Raw genomic sequence first — 17,367 nt, 5'->3', positions numbered from 1 at the left:
ATGTAAAAATGAAAACAACAAACGAAATTGTAATTATCGATTTGGAAGCCACGTGTTGGGAAAACGACAGAATTCCCGCAGGACAAAAAACCGATATTATAGAAATAGGAATTTGCGAATTAAACAGAATAACGCAGGAAATTTCCAAGAAACAAAGCATTTATGTAATTCCCGAAAGATCTAAAATCAATAAATTTTGTACAGAACTTACAGGAATTACACCGCAACTCATCGAAGAAAAAGGAATCTATTTCGAAGAAGCCTGCGAAAAAATCAAAGATGAATATCACTCAGCTCAGCTTACTTGGGCAGGTTTTGGAAATTTTGACAAAGAACAGATCATGGAACAGTACGATTATCTCGGTATCGAAAATCCTTTTTCCGAAAACTACATCAATATTATGTATCAGTTCAAAAAATACAATGGACTGTTTAAAATGATGGGTTTAAAAAGAGCCTTACATTTTATGAACATGGATTTTGAAGGCAACCATCACAGCGGAGCAGACGATGCTTACAACGCCGCCAGAATTTTAAGAGAAATTTTGAGGTGAATTTGGGCTGGAAGTCTGAAGCTGGAGGCTGGAAGTAAATTACACGCTGTAAAAACTTCTATCTTCCCGCATCCATCTTCCAACCTTTAACAATTAAATAATACAACAATGAAAACAACAGACAACATATTAATTATAGACCTCGAAGCCACCTGTTGGGAAGACCGACCGCCGAGAGGTCAGGAAAGTGAAATCATAGAAATCGGAGTGTGCATCATGGATGCAAAAACCGGAAAGATTTCCAAAAATGAGGGAATTTTAGTAAAACCTCAATATTCGAAAGTAAGTCCGTTCTGTACGGAACTTACTTGCATTACACAGCAGATGCTTGATGACGATGGCATTTTGCTGGAAGACGCATTAGATATTCTGAGAGCGGAATATGATTCCGAAGATCTTACTTGGGCAAGTTACGGAAACTATGATCTTAATATGCTTCAAAATCAGGCAAGAAAATTCAATGTGGATTATCCTTTGAGCGATGACCACATCAATGTGAAAACTTTATTCGGAGAACTGCATCCCACGATTCGTAAAAGCGTAGGTATGGCAAGAGCTTTAGGCGAATTAAATCTTACACTTGAAGGAACGCATCACAGAGGTGTAGATGATGCCAAAAATATTGCGAAAATCTTGCATTGGTGTTTGCAACAGTATTAATGTAACAATTTAGTAATCTAAAAATGTAATGATGACTTCCTTTTTGAAAGGGAGTTTTTTTATTTCCTTTCCATCCACTCCTCATAAGAAAGCACACCCAATTCAGGTTTTCCGTCACCCTCCAAAACCGAGATAAATTCCAGCTGATTTCCATCCGGATCATTAAAATAAATGGCTAAAGCAGGCATCCATGCAAAAACCATTGGCTTTTCAATGCCGTCTTTCAGAAAATTATAAGGTTTCAGGTTTTTATTTTTCAGAAATTCTACAGAATAATTCAGAATATCTTCTTTGTTGGCGGTAAAAGCAAAATGCCTTGTTTGAAGATTTTCCTTCTGCTCCCATAATCCCAACATGGATTCCTTGTTTTTTCCGATCCACAAAAAAGCAATTCTTCGGTTTTCTTCTTTATGGGCAAATTCCAATCCCAAAACTTTAGTATAGAATTTTATTGCATTTTCCAGATCACTCACCTGAACATGAGTCTCGTACAGTCCTTTAATCATGAGCTTAAAATTTTAATGAAACAAAGCTAGAAAACGTATTTCCAAAAACTCTCCATTATTAATTCCTTTATATAAAATACATGATAGATTTTTTCTTTTGGTTGATTGTTACTGGTTGCCTGTTAATTGTCGATTGTTGTTGGTTCAGCGTTATGTTTGTCATTCTGAATGAAGCAAGGCGGAATGAAGAATCTATTTTAAAACGAGTCCTGAGATTTCAGAATAAAAAATCTGTTTTATTACTGCAAGAATCCGTGCAATTAGTGTTTAAATAAAATTTTTTTCAAAAAAAATATACTACGCAAAAACACTGCGCAATAGCATCCTTACTTTGCATCAGAAATCAGGGAGAAAGTGATAATCCTCTGAAATGTTTAACAAAAAAACAGTAACCATGAAATTTAATTTTTTAAGAAAAGAGAATAAAGTAGTAACGAACTACGAAGGTGCAAAAGCTTATACCATGACACCTGCTGAAGAACTATACAGTGCTGTTGTTACAACAGGATTATCCAATACCACTTATGAAAAAGGAAGTGAAAGACTCACAAGAATTCAGTCCCTGATTCAGAAAAATGATCCAGAATTCGTGGCAAAACTGGCGGTTTACGCAAGAAAAGATATGTATCTGCGTTCTATTCCATTGGTTTTGACAACCGAATTGGCGAAGCAGACTTCAGGTACAGACTTGGTAAGCAGAACCATCGATGGCGTGATCCAGAGAGCGGATGAAATTACTGAACTTTTGGCATATTACCAATTGGCAAACGAAAGAACAGATCTTAAAAAACTAAACAAACTGTCAAAGCAAATTCAGAAAGGTCTGGTAAAATCATTCAATAAATTTGATGAATACCAGTTCGCAAAATACAACAGAAACGCGCAAGTTACCCTGAAAGATGCTTTGTTCCTGGTTCACCCGAAAGCAAAAGATGAAAACCAACAGGCAATTTTCAACAAAATCGTCAACGATTCGTTGGAAACACCTTATACTTGGGAAGTAGAACTTTCCGTTTTGGGACAGACAAAATTTGCCGATGATGCAGAAAGAAAAGCAGCCTTCAAAAACAAATGGGAAGAACTGATTTTCAGTAACAAACTGGGTTATATGGCAACTTTGCGAAACCTCAGAAATATTCTGGAAGCCAACGTTTCTCCGGATGTGATGCAGAAAGTTTGCAGCTATCTTTCGGATGAAAAAGCCGTGAGAAATTCAAAACAATTGCCTTTCAGATTCTTGTCGGCGTACAGAGAACTGAAAAGTATGAAATCACCTTATCTGTCATCCACTCTCGAAGCATTGGAAGATGCAGTTTTGGTGAGTGCCAAAAATATCAAAGGTTTTGGTTTTGATACTTCGGTGGTGATCGCGGCAGACGTTTCAGGTTCAATGCAACAGCCCGTTTCTCCAAGATCTAAAGTTTTGCTGTACGATATTGGTCTGTTGATGTCGATGATGTTGCAGTCACAGTGCAAAAATGTAATTTCAGGAATATTCGGTGATACCTGGAAAAGAGTTCCGATGCCTAAAAACGGTATTCTGAGAAATGTAGATGCATTCTACAAAAGAGAAGGCGAAGTAGGTTACTCTACCAACGGTTATCTGGTCATCGAAGATTTGCTGAACAGACGCGAAAAAGTGGATAAAGTAATGATTTTCACCGATACCCAATTGTGGAACAGCAACGGAACCAGAAATTCTTTCGAAGATTCATGGAATCAATACAAAAGTTTCCACCCAAATGCAAAATTGTATATTTTTGACTTGGCGGGTTACGGAAGACAGCCTTTGGATATCAGACAAAACGATGTATACCTTATCGCAGGTTGGTCCGATAAAATTTTCGACGTACTGAATGCTTTGGAAGACAAAAAATCTGCCGTAGAAATGATAAAAAAAGTAGTGCTGTAAAAGGCACTGCTTTTAAAATAAAACTGATAACCATTATTTTCAGGAGCTTAATCCCGCTTTCCACTATATCTTTTGTTCCGCTTTGCTACACAAAAGGATGTCGTTGCAATCGGGGCTAGGAAAATATAATGCTTTAATTAGCAGTCAGTTTTTTATTCAGGTATACAAATGTAATTCAGTAGTGAAGTGAAGAATCTCAATCAATATTTTTAGAGATTGCTTTGTCGCTACGCTCCTCGCAATGACAAAAATAATAATAGTAAAAAAACGACTTAGGAAATGGAGGCGTAAAGAAAATAAGCTATACGAACGTTAAGAAAATTCTACTGTTTGAAGCGCGACACAAATTCAGAACCGAAGAACAAATAATAAATTCGCGCAAGTTTTAGAATTTTTAGAGCGTATAGATTATTTTTAGCCGGAGTTTCCAAGTCTTGAACTTTTGGTTCTTTTGCTTCAAGGCAAAACGAACAAATGAATAATTATAAATAATGGGAACTATTTTTTACAGAATTGAACAGGATCTTAAGGCGGGAAGAAAGAAAAAAGCCTGCGACAGACTTCGAAATCTGATCAATGAATTTCCCGACGATCTTTCTTTGAGAGACAAACTGGCGCAGATTTATTATGATTCAGGGTTTAAAGATGAAGCCGGAAAGTTTTGGATCTTATCTGAACCTCAGAATTTCGAAATGAAAGAAGCAGTTGAAATGTACAGGAATTCATTAAGCAATTCCGGAAATGCTATTTTAAAAGATATTGTTTTTAGGGGAGATAAAACTCAGCTTTCGGAATACACAAAAAATATTCTGAAACAATTGGAAACAGACAGCTTTAAGAGAACAAAACATATTCCTGATTTTAAAAGAAAACAAAGAGAAAAAGGAAATTATACGGAATCTAAAGATAGCTTTTTTAGTAATGTAGGGCTTTATTTGCTCATTGGAGGAATTATTTTACTTCCATTTTTAGGACTTGTTAAGCTGGGAGAGATTATCGGGTCAATATTTTCAAAATAAATTTTAACTGCGTAAAAAGAATGCGCACTAACGCAATAATTTTGCATCAACAAAAACAGATAACCATGAATTACTATAAAAAATGGCTTAAAGGAACACTGTATTGAGGTTAAATACTCAATACTTATGAAAAAATTTAAAACATTAAAGAAGTTTTTCGGAAGCAATGAATTTGGATTAATTGACTTTCCGAAGAAAATTTCGAATGTTCAGATTTCCAGAATTTTATATGGAGATGAAATGGGATGCTCTTATTGTTTTCCGCATGGTTTCGAAACCATTAATTCAAAAGAAATTAAGTTTCAGAAAAACTGGAAAAAATACAGGAAAACCCAATGGAAAACCAAAAAGTAAGTGTCGTAAAACAGAATTACTTCGTACTGAGCAGAGTTGTATTGCAGGTAAAAATCCTGCTTCCGGAATTCGGAATGGTGTAAAAAGAAACACACAACAATAAAAAAATTCTGTTTGATTTTTCACCTTACTTAAAAAAAATTACCGGTGCCGTAAGAAAAGAAATCCTTCGATTTCCACTTGAACAAGAGTCTTTTCGTTACATTGCCCGGTTTTAAACAACCAATGTCGTCATCATAAGAGTTCCATCGTCTTACTTAAAATTTGAATTGATATCAAAAACTCTTATACCATGTTACTTGGTTTTTTTTAAAAATAATTTTAACTGCGTAAAAAGATTGCGTACCAATGGAGTAATTTTGCAGTAACAAAAACAATAACCATAAAAACTTAAAAAATAATCGATGCCGTAAGAAAGAGTTCCTTCGAATCCAAACTGAAAAAGTCTCTTTCAAAATTTTGCTCGATTTTAAAATTACTTACAAGTGCCGTAGATAAAAGTTACTTCGATTTGTACAGAGGTTCGAATCCTTTCGCCGAAAGGTGTGGTCGAGTGGTTAGACGGTTTTTAAGACAGCTTTTATCACTGTTTGCCTTGTAATTTTTAAGAAAACTATTTAAAAAATATAAAAAATCAAGTGTCGTTTCAGAATCATACTTCGATATTTAATCTTTGGGTCGCAGGTTCGATTCCTGCCTTCTCTGTTGTAAACGAGATGTAGCTCAGACGGTAGAGCAAAAGCACTGAAAGATTCTCACATTATTACCTTGATTTAAAAAACAAAAGAGTGCCGTAGAAAAGGCTTACTTCGAACAGCAATTATTTAGACCAAAAAATCTAAAAAACAAGTGCAATTTCCTGAATAACAGTAGGGATCAGGTGCATGTCTGTCTTTTCGCCTTTTGCCTCTTTTTATTGAAAATTTAAAAATATCGGGTGTCGTAGTACAGAAATACTTCGTTCCAAACCGGAAATACAGGTTCGATGCCTGTCAGTAACTAAAAAACTGTCGTCTAATTTGAGTAAGGACGCCGGAGAAATATCTGTACGAAATTTACCTTGATAAAATAAAGAGTGCCGTTAGAGAAAACTTACTTCGGTTAATCTTAATGATGTTGGTTCGACTCCAGAATAAATCTAAAAATGATTTATAATAAAGAGTTTTCTCGTCTTTTGCCTCTTTTTTAATTTTAAAAACTTACAGATAAGTGTCGTAGAGAAGGGTTACTTCGTAAATATAACGGTCCTAAGGTAGCGTAATTCGGGCGACCGAACTGGTGAGGTTGGGTTGAAAACCAACTGGGCAAAAGTTTTCGAAAGAAAGCGCAAGTCTCTCGCAGATGTAGAATTGCCGGCTCCCTGCCCAAATCGGGTAAGAGCGGCGCTCATAAGAGCAAAAATACCTTTTTCGCCTTTTACCTTATCTGTTTTTATAATATACAAGTGCCGTAGAATAGTGTTACTTCGCTCATTACGACGGGGTCGCGGGTTCGAGTCCCGCCTTTTCCACAGTTTAAAAAACACAAAATTAAAATAGGAAAAGTAGCTCAGTTGGTTAGAGCACGACATTGCACTTTCTGGTTGTTGCCTTGTTTTAAAATATAAAGTGTCGTAGAGAAAAGATACTTCGTCACCAATCGAAGGGGAGGAATAATGAAGTCGGCTGTTCCGGCAAGATTATCCGGTTCGACTCCGGCAGAACGATGCCCCGCTTTTCTTTTCTCGTTTGTAATCTTTATATTAAAAATCCGAAAAACAGTATGCTTTTCGGATTTTTTTATTTTGAAATCAGTTTTTTGAAGTAATTTTTTCGTACTCCTCTTCAAACGTTTTTTTCCATTTCGCAATGGTTGTTCTGCTGATTTTATACTTTTTCGACATATAATTCGTAGAAAAATTATGTTTGTTTTGATACTGTAAAAGTTTCAGCATGGTTTTCTTATCGTAAGTCTTCAGTTTCTGATTTTTTTCCAGACTTTCTTTTGATTGCTTGAAAACCAATTCGTTAAAATTCAAAACATCTTCAGTGGTTTTTAAATTTTTTATCAGACGCTGAACTTTGGGGTCGTTCAGTTTATCAGGATCTTTTTCTTTAAGCATATCCTGATAGATCTTCGTGTAATTTGGACGCATAGGATGTTTTTTTAAATTTTTTGCAGCCATCGGTGAAGCGTACTTTTAGGAATAGAATACTCCTGGATGATTTCATTGTGAGTCATCTCTCCGGATTGTATCTTTCCGATTATAAATTCTTTGATCTCCTGAGTATAAATGTTTTTTCGGAAATAAGGAATCTTATCCGATTTCGGATTCTTCACCTTATCAACAGCAGAAGGAGGAGCGTATAAAATAAGGTGTGAACTGTAAATTCTGAAAAAATCATATTCCAGAAGTTTAGAGCATCTTAATAAAAGATCTGTTTCTACTGATGCACTTTCGAAAATTTTATCAATAGCTTCCTCGTCTTTTTTAAGAAAACTGCACATTCTTTCTTTGCTAACTTCCAGTTCGTTAGCTCTTTCTTTAATAAATTGTCCTATATGTATGTCTTTGTATAGCATAGGTGTTTTTAAGCCTTAGTGATTAATAAGCAATTTGCAGTCCGAAATTATAAAATAATGAAAAAATATAAAAACTTTAGCACGATTTATTATGTTATGCCTGTTTTTATAATTGGCGGAATATTCATTTACACTAAAAGACTTTAGATCAAATTTACTGTAAATAGCAGATATAGAAATGTAAATAAAGAATTCATGCTTTTTTATGTTGCAGCACCATCATGTATTTCAGATCCCCATTACTTCAGTCAGTAAGCTTCAATATTCCGGACTTTTCTGTAAGCACCAATACCATTTCCATTACAATATCGTCATGTAAATACTCTTTTTTAATAATTTTAAGATAATTTTCTTTCTGTATTTAATTAATCATCAATAATTGAATTAAATATTTAGAAAAAATACTAACTTCTCTGAAATCAAATATAGAAAAATTTGGATTTAGTCCAAAAAAATGAGGGATAAAATTTTATGAAATACTGTTTTTAGTTAAAATTTAATTAAATATGTGGTAGGTGTAGTGAAATAATATATTCCGTAATATTTGAAGAGACCATAATTTAAACGGAAACATATTGTGAAATATTTAAAGAAGCTGCTGCAAAAATTGTCTGAGAAATTTCTAGTCAATATCTTTGTTGCCATTATGAAAGTAAAAAGAAAAACTTCATCTGAAGTTACACCGCCTTAAGGATTTTATAAAGCTGTTTTCAAAGAATAAAAAACGGAAATCTTTGTTTTTAAAATTATTATTAAATCCTTACACTTTTTTTTCCAATGGAAAATTCTCTTAAACTTTTCGACTTTTCACAAAAAATCAATTTCAAAAACGAACTTCTTGCCGGATTTACGGTGGCAATGACCATGATTCCCGAATCTCTTTCATTTGCCATTCTTGCCGGACTTTCTCCTTTAACGGGATTATATGCCGCTTTTATGATGGGATTGGTAACTGCCATTTTCGGAGGTCGTCCCGGAATGGTTTCCGGTGGAGCAGGAGCAACCATCGTTGTTTTAATCGCACTGATCAAAACCCACGGAGTAGAATATTTATTTGCAACTGTAGCTTTAGCCGGAGTTTTTCAGATGCTGGTCGGAATTTTCAGACTCGGAAAATTTGTGAGACTGATTCCGCAACCCGTAATGTACGGTTTCCTGAACGGTCTTGCTGTTATCATTTTCATGGCACAGGTAGAACAGTTTAAAATTACCGATGCAAACGGTGTTGTGACTTGGCTGCAGGGTTCTTCCTTATATATCATGTTGGGTTTAACAGCTTTGACGATCGCCATCGTTTACTTTTTTCCAAAAATTACCAAAGTAGTTCCTTCTTCTTTAATTGCTATTTTAATTGTTTTTGGAGTGGTTGTTGGTTTCGGAATTCATACAAAAACTGTTGCAGATATTGCCCGCATCAGCGGAAATTTGCCCAGTTTCCATATTCCGGAAATACCTTTTTCATTAGAAACCTTACAGATTATTTTTCCTTATGCTTTAATTATGGCAGGAGTCGGTTTAATTGAATCTTTACTGACTTTATCCATGGTGGATGAAATTACCAATTCAAAAGGAAACACCAATAAAGAAGCCGTAGCGCAAGGTTTAGCCAACGTTACCAATGGTTTTTTCGGAGGAATGGGAGGCTGTGCAATGGTTGCCCAGACTCTGGTGAATCTGAACGCAGGATCCAGAGCCAGACTTTCCGGAATCATTGCTTCCCTCACGATCTTAATTATTATTTTAGTCGGAGCCCCGTTTATTGAAAAAATTCCGATGGCGGCTTTGGTTGGTGTCATGATGATGGTCGCGATCAGTACCTTTCAGTGGGTTTCGATAAGCATTATTAATAAGATGCCGAAATCCGATATTTTTGTCGGAATTACAGTAGCCTTAATTACCATTATTCTTCACAATCTGGCTTTGGCGGTTTTGGTAGGGGTGATCATTTCTGCCCTTGTTTTTGCATGGGACAATGCGAAAAGAATCCGTGCCAGAAAATTGACGGATGAAAATGGTATTAAATATTATCAGATTTCAGGACCGCTATTCTTTGGTTCAGTGACCACTTTTATTGATAAGTTTGATCCTGCCAATGATCCGGATCAGGTGGTAATCGATTTTAAAGAAAGCCGGATTGTAGATATGAGTGCAATTGACGCTTTAGATAAACTCTCTAAAAAATATACGCAACAAAATAAAAAACTTCATTTAAGACACTTAAGTGAAGACTGCCGTAAAATGCTGAAAAACGCAGAAGCGGTGATTGAAGTGAATATTCAGGATGATCCTACGTATAAAGTGATGCCGGAGAAGTAGGAGGGTTTTTGAGTTGGAGTGTTGGAGTGTGGGAGAGTTTGAGTGGTTGAGAAGATTGTTTGGCGGGAAGATGGAAGATGGAAGATGGAAGATGGAAGTGCGATGATGGAAGTTTAGAAATACTCCGCAAACACCTGAAAAAATCTGTGTAATCTGTGGGAAATAAAATTTTGAATAAGCTGGAAGCGCGATGATGGAAATTTAAAATTCACGCAAACATCTGTGTGGAATAAAAATCTGCATAATCTGCAAAATCAGTGGGAGAAAAAACAATTCATCATTGATAATTTATTTCAATAACCCAAACAAGGACTGCAAAAATAAATTTACAGCCCTTGTCTTTTAGGTTACTAATGTATTCGCGATGAAATCAGGCACCAAAGCATAGTGCGACAACTTCATGCTGATCGAAGCTCTACCGCTCGTCAACGTTCTCAGATCAGAAATATATCCGAAAGTAGAAGCTAAAGGAACTTCTGCCGTGAAAATTTTTCTTCCCGATTTTTCATCAATTGAGATGATGATTCCTCTTCGTTTGTTGATATCCGCAGTCACCGCTCCTGTATAATCTTCAATCGTCTGAATCTCAACTTTCATGATAGGTTCCATTAATTTAGGTTTACAGGATTTTCCGATTTCCCGGAAACCGTCTCTTGCAGCCATTTCAAAATCCTGAGCATGAGAATCATTACTGTGAGTAGATCCGTCCAGAAGTGTAACTTTCATGCTTTCCAGAGGATATCCTTGCAAGGCTCCGTTTTCCATCGCCTCTCTGAATCCTTTTTCAACAGACGGAACAAATTCATTAGGAATCACTCCGCCTTTGATCTGATTGATGAATTCCAAACCGATTCCACCATCATTTCTCGGTCCGATTTCAAACGTGATGTCTGCAAACTGTCCGCTTCCGCCATTCTGTTTCACGAGTTTTTCACGGTGCGTTCTGGTTTCGGTTAAAATTTCTTTATACGAAACTTTAGGTTTTCCCTGATTGATTTCAATTCCATGATTCAACCTGATCTTTTCTAAAGTAACTTCAAGATGCAACTCTCCCAAACCGCTCAGTAAAGTTTCTCCTGTTTGTCGGTCTCTTTCAACAACCAACGATGGATCTTCTTCCTGAATTTTCGCTAAAACCAATCCGAAAGATTTTTCATCCGCATTTGTTTTCGGTTCAATAGAAACCCTGATTACCGGAGCAGGAATCGTAATGGATTCAAGCAAAACAGCCTGTTCAATAGAAGATAAAGAATCTCCTGTTTTCGCATCTTTTATCCCGGTTAAAGCCACAATATCTCCTGCTTTTCCTTCCTCAACCGTTATCGTTTTGTCCGACTGCATCTGCAAAATCCTTGAAATTCTGAAACTTTCACCCGTTCTTACATTCTGAACCGTATCACCGGATTGTATACTTCCCGAATAAATTCTCAACATCGAAAGTTTACCCATATGTTTATCAATCACCACTTTGAAAACCAGTCCTGAAAAAATTTCCTCTTCATTTCTTTCCAGTTCTATTGTTTCTTCCGTTTTGGCATCTTTTCCTTTCACGGAAGCCAACTGATCCGGCGCAGGAAGATAACTTACAATCGCATCAAGCAAAGGTTGTACTCCCTTGTTTTTGAATGCAGAACCACATAAAACAGGAACTGAATTTCTTGACTGACAAGCTCTTTTTATGGCTTCAGTAATCATTTCCTCAGTAATTTTTGTTTCAGAATCCAGGAAATATTCAAAAAACTGTTCGTCAGATTCGGCTAAAGTTTCCATTAATTTCTGCCTCCATTCATGAACTTCCGTTTTGTAAAGTTCCGGAATTTCTTTTTCCACAATGGTTTCTCCGTTTTCGTCAATCCAGTACTGCGCTTTTTGCTTAACTAAATCGATAACACCTTCGAAACGGTCTTCAGAACCCATCGGAATTTGTAAAGCTAAAGGAACTGCATTCAGTTTTGTTTTAATTTCATTTAAAACAGCAAAAAAATCTGCCCCGATTCTGTCCATTTTATTAATGAAACAAATCTTTGAAATTCCATGTTTCTCGGCCTGAAACCAAACGTTTTCCGTTTGCGGCTGAACTCCCGAAGAAGCACAGAAAACTGCTACAACGCTGTCCAGAACGCGTAAAGAGCGTTCAACTTCCACCGCAAAATCAATGTGTCCCGGAGTATCGATAATGTTGATATTGAAGACATTTTCATCTTTTTTCCACTGGGTAGAAATTGCAGCCGAAGAAATCGTAATTCCCCTGTTTTTCTCTTGAATGTCTTTATCCATTGTGGTATTTCCTTCGTCCACATTTCCGATTTTATGAATCATTCCCGTGTAATAAAGAAGTCTTTCCGTGAGTGTTGTTTTTCCTGCATCGACGTGTGCTATAATCCCTATATTTCGTGTGTTGTATTTCATTTTGTTAAATTTAAATTGTTGATTTTAAGGTTGTAAAATGTTTTAAAACGCAAAGTTTTTTGAAAACTGTTTTTTATTTAAGAGAGCAAAGAGTTGCGACAAAGTCGCTGATGAAGCCAGCTTCTTAAAATCAATTTATTGATTAAAATCTTTGCTCACTTTCTTATTCAGTAAGAAAATTTTTCTTTGCGTTAAAAAATTAGACAACCTTTCCGAATGTAAAAGCTGAAAAGTAGGGTAGCAAAAAAGACCTATCTGAAACAGACAGGCCTTCGTTATATTTTAGTTTTATAAGGTCGATCGTTATTCAGATAAATATTTAGTGCTACCAAAGTACACAGCTCTGATAGGATTGCTTAAAGTAATTATATTTATCATTTTTGTTGACATTGTTGACTGTTAACAGGTTGCAAAACTAGAAAAAATATTTTAACAGCAAAAATTTTTTTTCATTTTTTTTAAACGACAAAAAAATTGAAAATTTAAAGACATTATTTGCTAAATTATTTTTAACGCGAGGATCGCCAGGTTTTGTTCAATCCTTTGAAGACATTTTCGTTCGCCAAGGCACTTCGTTCAGCAAATGATAGCATCAAGTCTTGGCTGAGTGAAACGCCTTTGCGAACGAAAAATACCCACAATAATTATAAAAAAATCTTTGAGGACTTTGTGTTTAAAAAAAAGAATTTTTCAATAACAAATATTACGGAAAATCATAAAAATTTCTTAAAACATCAAACTACATTTACACATTAATTTAAAAATTCTATCTTTGAAAGGAATTGTATTTTGAACACGAACAGATGAAAGAAAATAATAACCATTTAAAACATCTTTTTCAGGAAAAAGCTAAATAAAAATTTTAACTAAACCATTTTGAAAACAGATATAGACATCCACAATCACTCCCATTTTTCCTTTGATTTGTGGCTTACTTTAATAAAATCTCATCCTGAATTTAAAGCAAAAAGAGTTGAGCTGTTCTCGTCATTTTTTAACGTAAAAAAACCTATTAACGAAGTTGCGAAAGTCGTAAAATATTATGATGATCTTTGCAATTCTATCAATGAGGTAATTGGAGGAAATGTTGATACTTTTGAAATTTATTTATTAATTTTAAATGCACTGGAAGTAGATGTAAAACAATTGAATAAAGATCAGTTAAATCAATTCTATCAGAAAAGCGAAGATTTGTTTCTGGAATATAAACCTATTGTGATTTTTGAAAATTTACATCAGTTTTTTGATGAAATTAAAAATCAGGGAAAAACAATCAATATTCTAAGCAATACAGGTTTTATTAAAGGAAAAACCATGAGAAAATTCCTGATCAGTGAAAACCTCGATCAGTATATTGATTTCCACATTTATTCTGATGAAATGAACTGCTCAAAACCCGATCCGAAAATATTTCAGGAAGTGAAAAATTTACTGCCCAATCAGGATTTAGATGTAAAACAGGTTTTACATATCGGGGATAATCCTGTCGCGGATTATAAAGGCGCAAAGGATTTTGGTTTCAATGCACACTTACTTACACCCAAAATATAACTATGAACAAGAGGTACAGCTTACACCACATTCATTCGGCGGATGAATTTACATTTTCACCCGAGGAATACAGCTATTTCAAATATGGCGATAAGTCGTATGCTGAAAAATTTGCAAAAGAACTGTTCGAAGGATTTATTTCCGGACATGAAGATATTTTAAACACAGATAAAGAAATTGTAGTGCTGCCAAGTCCTTACATGGCGATTCCTACAGCGTCTAATTTTTTATGTTTTTACTTTAAGAAGCATCTGGATTTTTATTTGTTCCATAAAGGAAAAAAATCAAGCATTTTATCGAAAATTAACAGAAATCATACCTACACGACGGATTATGGAAATTTAAGTTTTGAAGACCGTAAAAATCTTATTGCTAACGACACCTATTATCTGGATAAAGATTTTCTTAGAGGAAAACTTTGTATTTTTATAGATGATATTAAAATAACAGGAAGCCATGAGTTTACAGTGAACAAAATTCTTGATGAATATAATGTAGAGGCAGATTTTTTATTCATGTATTATGCTGAGCTGATGAATTTTGATCTCGATCCTAAGATTGAAAATTACTTTAATTATTACGCGGTAAAAAATGTACAAGATATCGCAGAAGTAATGGGGAAGCCTAGTTTTCAGTTTAATACACGGATTGTAAAATATATTTTAGGCTTAGATTCAGGTAATTTTGAGTATCTTTCGTCTAAAGTAAAAAAGGAACTGATGGATAATCTGCTGGAACTGGCAATCAGCAATAATTATCATTTAATAAAAGAATACGAAAACAATATAAACACTTTAACACAAACCGAATTATATTATGGCTATTAACTTACAGAAAGGACAGAGAGAAAATATAAACGCACCGAAATTTACGGTTGGTCTTGGATGGGATATCAATAATACATCTACCGGAACGGCTTTCGACTTGGATGCTTCTTTATTTTTATTAGGTGAAAATAAAAAGTTAATTTCAGATAATCATTTTATTTTTTACAACAATCTGGAGTCTCCGGACAAAGCAGTGATTCACTCTGGTGATAACTTGACAGGTGACGGAACGGGAGATGATGAGCAGATTAAAATTGATTTAACTAAAATTGATGATGCTGTGAAAGAAATTACTGTTGTAGTAACCATTCACGAAGCAGATTCAAGAAGACAGAACTTCGGACAGGTAAGAAATTCTTTCATCAGAATTTTCAATACAGATACCAACGAAGAAATTTTAAAATATGAATTGGACGAAGATTTCTCTATCGAAACCGCAGTAGAATTTGGAAGAATCTACAACAGAAATGGAGAGTGGAAATTCGAAGCAGTAGGAAGCGGACAAAGAGAGGGTCTTGAAAAATTTGTATCAATCTATCAATAATTCACCATGGACAATCAGGAAAATCAACCTATAGATCCGCTTGGATCGATCGAACCTCTAAAGACTTTTGAACCTACTCCAATGGCGCCTCCTCCAAGTATGACAGCACCGAGTACGCCACCTGCTCCTTTAGTGGACAGAGATGGAAATGTAAATCTTACGCAGTTACAGTCTGAAGAACGCCAGAAATATGAAGCCCTTGCAGATTCTATCGACGAAACTAACCCGGGATCGATCGTTAATTTCGGGGCAGATCTTCAGAGAACATTATCCAACCAGAGTGACAGTTTCCTTGGAAATGTAAGGAGATCAAATTCAGGTGAAGTAGGTGAATTGATTAATAATTTATTAGTCGAGCTGAATTATGTAGATGTTGAAGAATTAAATCAAAATAAATTCAAAAGTTTTTTAAGCAAATTGCCTTTCATGAAAAGTGTCATGACGCAGATTGAGAATTTATTTGCCAAATACGATAAAATCATCAACAATATCGATCAGATTGCTTATAAAGTAAATGCAGGAATCATTACTTCAACGAAAGATAATGCGGTTTTGCAGACGATTTTCGAAAGTAATGTCAATGCGATCAAACAAATTGAAGAACTGGTGATTGTCGGAAACCTGAGAATGGAAAAAGCCGGAGCGGAATTAGCGCACATGGAAGCCAATACGCAGGAATTTCAGGATTATCAGATTGCCGATAAGAGAGATTTTATCGCAAGATTAGACAGAAGATTAGCTGATCTGAAAGTGGTTCGATTAATCATGATGCAGTCTCTTCCGCAGATCAGACTCGTTCAGAACAACAACGTTTCGATTGCAGAAAAAGCACAGACGATTTTAACGACGACTTTACCGCTCTGGAAAAACCAGCTTTCACTGGCAGTAGCGATGTACAGACAGCAGCAAAGCATTGAAATTCAGCAGAAAGTTTCGGCTACGACGGAAGAAATTTTAAGAAAAAATGCAGAACGTTTGGGGCAGAACTCTGTTAATGTTGCAAGAGCTAACGAACAGACGATTGTTTCCGTTGATGTATTGAGAGAAACAACAGCAAAACTAATCAATACATTAAACGAAGTGAAGCAGATCCAAAAACAGGGTGCGGAAGGAAGAAGAAAGCTGGATCAGGATTTAATGACTCTGGAACACGAATTAAAAGCAAACGTAAGAGGATAATAACGGGAGATGAAAAGTGAATGATGATGCTGTAAACATATTGTCGCAAAGCAAAAGAAGATTAACCAAACTTAAACTTCTCGCGAATTTTTTTGAAAATGTTGATATAATTTCGATCTACATTAAGACGGATATTATCCATAATCTTTTTCAGGAAAATAAAGGACTCGATTACAGCAAACTGGAACTTTTTCATCTTCAGTATACCGACAGTCTTATTGAACTTTTAACCAAAATTAAAAGGCAGAAGGAAAATGAGATGTTGGCGGTGCTTAATGAAATTGATGTTAACAGCAAATACATTTCCGGTTTTGAAGAAAAGCGGGTAGACGGTTTCGAAACAGACCGTAAAATGTACAGCGGTATCTTTTCCAATCAGCTGAAAAGCCTGTATAATGATCTTACGGAAGATAAATTTCGGGCAAACTGGGATAATGTTTTGTATTTCTACAAAAAATATGCGGCAGAATTCTACCGTTCGAATGTTGATGAAGAATTGCTGAAATCCGGTTCTTTTCCCGCTTATCAGTATCAGGATTATCAGATTGAAAGGAAATTACTGGGAAGGCTTAATATTCAGAACTTTAAAGTTCGTTTTGTATGCGGATACGTCATCACGGGAAACGAATATGAATTATTTAAAATCTTCCAGTCCGACGATCACTTCATTTTTGATATCGAAGGCAGAAAAATGTATTTAATTGATCCTAAAAAACTGGAAAAACTAGATACAATGCCCAATGAATCGAATCAGGGAACAATTGTTTATCAGTTAAAAAGAAAAAACGAACAATTGGAAGAGACAATGAACGAAAGGAAAAAAACATTACCGGAGCAGGTGATTTCAGTATTGAAAGATTATCTTAAAAATCTTGAAAATACCGACGTTATGAGTAAAATGTTCGACATCAATGAAGAAACCAATATTCTTCGTGCAATGCTGAATTTAAATTTAAATAATTAGTAAAAAGTAA

General features: G+C 35.2%; 15 protein-coding genes. 11 read left to right on the top strand and 4 right to left on the bottom strand.

The features are described from left to right. The first annotated feature begins 8 nt into the window (after positions 1 to 8). Both BW951_RS11185 and BW951_RS11180 read left to right on the top strand, forming a co-directional pair. Positions 9 to 554: a 3'-5' exonuclease gene (locus BW951_RS11185; RefSeq protein ID WP_076392812.1), complete on the top strand. Its 546-nt coding sequence runs from the start codon at positions 9 to 11 to the stop codon at positions 552 to 554. A gap of 108 nt (positions 555 to 662) precedes the next feature. Continuing rightward, positions 663 to 1,214 carry a 3'-5' exonuclease gene (locus tag BW951_RS11180; protein WP_076392810.1) on the top strand — a complete coding sequence of 184 codons (552 nt, stop codon included), beginning with the start codon at positions 663 to 665 and terminating at the stop codon, positions 1,212 to 1,214. 59 nt (positions 1,215 to 1,273) lie between these two features. Here BW951_RS11180 and BW951_RS11175 read toward each other — a convergent pair whose 3' ends face one another. After that, positions 1,274 to 1,720: a VOC family protein gene (locus BW951_RS11175; RefSeq protein WP_076392808.1), complete on the bottom strand. Its 447-nt coding sequence runs from the start codon at positions 1,718 to 1,720 to the stop codon at positions 1,274 to 1,276. A gap of 394 nt (positions 1,721 to 2,114) precedes the next feature. Here BW951_RS11175 and BW951_RS11170 point away from each other — a divergent pair, with 394 nt between their 5' ends. The 3 genes from BW951_RS11170 to BW951_RS11160 all read left to right on the top strand — a co-directional run bounded on the left by BW951_RS11170 (position 2,115) and on the right by BW951_RS11160 (position 5,005). After that, the gene (locus BW951_RS11170; protein WP_076393125.1) at positions 2,115 to 3,632 is read left to right on the top strand and encodes a TROVE domain-containing protein; all 1,518 of its coding nucleotides are present in this window, start codon (positions 2,115 to 2,117) and stop codon (positions 3,630 to 3,632) included. Between the two features lie 491 nt (positions 3,633 to 4,123). Next, positions 4,124 to 4,651, top strand: a complete 528-nt coding sequence (locus BW951_RS11165) for a DUF6584 family protein (RefSeq protein WP_076392806.1) — start codon at positions 4,124 to 4,126, stop codon at positions 4,649 to 4,651. Positions 4,652 to 4,777: 126 nt separating this feature from the next. Then, positions 4,778 to 5,005, top strand: coding sequence for a phosphate ABC transporter substrate-binding protein (locus BW951_RS11160; RefSeq protein WP_076392804.1), 228 nt, complete (start codon positions 4,778 to 4,780; stop codon positions 5,003 to 5,005). Positions 5,006 to 6,794: 1,789 nt separating this feature from the next. Here BW951_RS11160 and BW951_RS11150 read toward each other — a convergent pair. Together BW951_RS11150 and BW951_RS11145 are read right to left on the bottom strand one after the other, a co-directional pair. Further along, entirely contained in the window at positions 6,795 to 7,139 is a 345-nt protein-coding gene (locus BW951_RS11150) for a hypothetical protein (protein ID WP_076393123.1), read from the bottom strand. A gap of 11 nt (positions 7,140 to 7,150) precedes the next feature. Then, the gene (locus BW951_RS11145; RefSeq protein WP_076392800.1) at positions 7,151 to 7,567 is read right to left on the bottom strand and encodes a transposase; all 417 of its coding nucleotides are present in this window, start codon (positions 7,565 to 7,567) and stop codon (positions 7,151 to 7,153) included. A 777-nt stretch (positions 7,568 to 8,344) separates the two neighbouring features. Between BW951_RS11145 and BW951_RS11140 the strand changes: the two genes are divergently transcribed. Further along, positions 8,345 to 9,883, top strand: a complete 1,539-nt coding sequence (locus tag BW951_RS11140; protein ID WP_076392798.1) for a SulP family inorganic anion transporter — start codon at positions 8,345 to 8,347, stop codon at positions 9,881 to 9,883. A gap of 342 nt (positions 9,884 to 10,225) precedes the next feature. On the opposite strand, the gene fusA is transcribed toward BW951_RS11140, so the two are convergent. After that, complete coding sequence (gene fusA, locus BW951_RS11135; protein WP_076392795.1) at positions 10,226 to 12,292, bottom strand: elongation factor G; 2,067 nt, start codon at positions 12,290 to 12,292, stop codon at positions 10,226 to 10,228. An 876-nt stretch (positions 12,293 to 13,168) separates the two neighbouring features. Here fusA and BW951_RS11130 point away from each other — a divergent pair. From BW951_RS11130 to BW951_RS11110, 5 genes are read left to right on the top strand one after another with little or no spacing between them, the layout of a single operon-like run. Beyond that, entirely contained in the window at positions 13,169 to 13,843 is a 675-nt protein-coding gene (locus tag BW951_RS11130) for an HAD family hydrolase (RefSeq protein WP_076392793.1), read from the top strand. Between the two features lie 2 nt (positions 13,844 to 13,845). Then, a complete protein-coding gene (locus BW951_RS11125; protein ID WP_076392791.1) occupies positions 13,846 to 14,670 on the top strand; it encodes a phosphoribosyltransferase family protein in 825 nt (274 codons plus the stop codon). Further along, a complete protein-coding gene (locus BW951_RS11120; protein ID WP_076392789.1) occupies positions 14,660 to 15,214 on the top strand; it encodes a TerD family protein in 555 nt (184 codons plus the stop codon). The genes BW951_RS11125 and BW951_RS11120 overlap by 11 nt, the downstream gene beginning before the upstream one ends. 6 nt (positions 15,215 to 15,220) lie before the next feature. Beyond that, entirely contained in the window at positions 15,221 to 16,393 is a 1,173-nt protein-coding gene (locus BW951_RS11115; protein WP_175608811.1) for a toxic anion resistance protein, read from the top strand. Between the two features lie 16 nt (positions 16,394 to 16,409). After that, positions 16,410 to 17,357 carry a hypothetical protein gene (locus BW951_RS11110; protein WP_084196417.1) on the top strand — a complete coding sequence of 316 codons (948 nt, stop codon included), beginning with the start codon at positions 16,410 to 16,412 and terminating at the stop codon, positions 17,355 to 17,357. Positions 17,358 to 17,367 lie beyond the last annotated feature (10 nt).

This window comes from Chryseobacterium gambrini, assembly GCF_900156825.1.
Classification (GTDB): Bacteria; Bacteroidota; Bacteroidia; order Flavobacteriales; family Weeksellaceae; genus Chryseobacterium; species Chryseobacterium gambrini.
This window is presented reverse-complemented; position numbering and strand designations above follow the sequence as displayed.

What these genes read in the sequence shown, in the direction of transcription:
- BW951_RS11125 (WP_076392791.1), top strand. Translation starts at nt 13,846, where the DNA reads ATGAACAAGAGGTACAGCTTACACCACATTCATTCGGCGGATGAATTT.
- BW951_RS11175 (WP_076392808.1), bottom strand. Translation starts at nt 1,720, where the DNA reads ATGATTAAAGGACTGTACGAGACTCATGTTCAGGTGAGTGATCTGGAA.
- BW951_RS11170 (WP_076393125.1), top strand. Translation starts at nt 2,115, where the DNA reads ATGAAATTTAATTTTTTAAGAAAAGAGAATAAAGTAGTAACGAACTAC.
- BW951_RS11160 (WP_076392804.1), top strand. Translation starts at nt 4,778, where the DNA reads ATGAAAAAATTTAAAACATTAAAGAAGTTTTTCGGAAGCAATGAATTT.
- BW951_RS11140 (WP_076392798.1), top strand. Translation starts at nt 8,345, where the DNA reads ATGGAAAATTCTCTTAAACTTTTCGACTTTTCACAAAAAATCAATTTC.
- BW951_RS11165 (WP_076392806.1), top strand. Translation starts at nt 4,124, where the DNA reads ATGGGAACTATTTTTTACAGAATTGAACAGGATCTTAAGGCGGGAAGA.
- BW951_RS11145 (WP_076392800.1), bottom strand. Translation starts at nt 7,567, where the DNA reads ATGCTATACAAAGACATACATATAGGACAATTTATTAAAGAAAGAGCT.
- BW951_RS11115 (WP_175608811.1), top strand. Translation starts at nt 15,221, where the DNA reads ATGGACAATCAGGAAAATCAACCTATAGATCCGCTTGGATCGATCGAA.
- BW951_RS11120 (WP_076392789.1), top strand. Translation starts at nt 14,660, where the DNA reads ATGGCTATTAACTTACAGAAAGGACAGAGAGAAAATATAAACGCACCG.
- BW951_RS11185 (WP_076392812.1), top strand. Translation starts at nt 9, where the DNA reads ATGAAAACAACAAACGAAATTGTAATTATCGATTTGGAAGCCACGTGT.
- BW951_RS11150 (WP_076393123.1), bottom strand. Translation starts at nt 7,139, where the DNA reads ATGCGTCCAAATTACACGAAGATCTATCAGGATATGCTTAAAGAAAAA.
- BW951_RS11180 (WP_076392810.1), top strand. Translation starts at nt 663, where the DNA reads ATGAAAACAACAGACAACATATTAATTATAGACCTCGAAGCCACCTGT.
- fusA (WP_076392795.1), bottom strand. Translation starts at nt 12,292, where the DNA reads ATGAAATACAACACACGAAATATAGGGATTATAGCACACGTCGATGCA.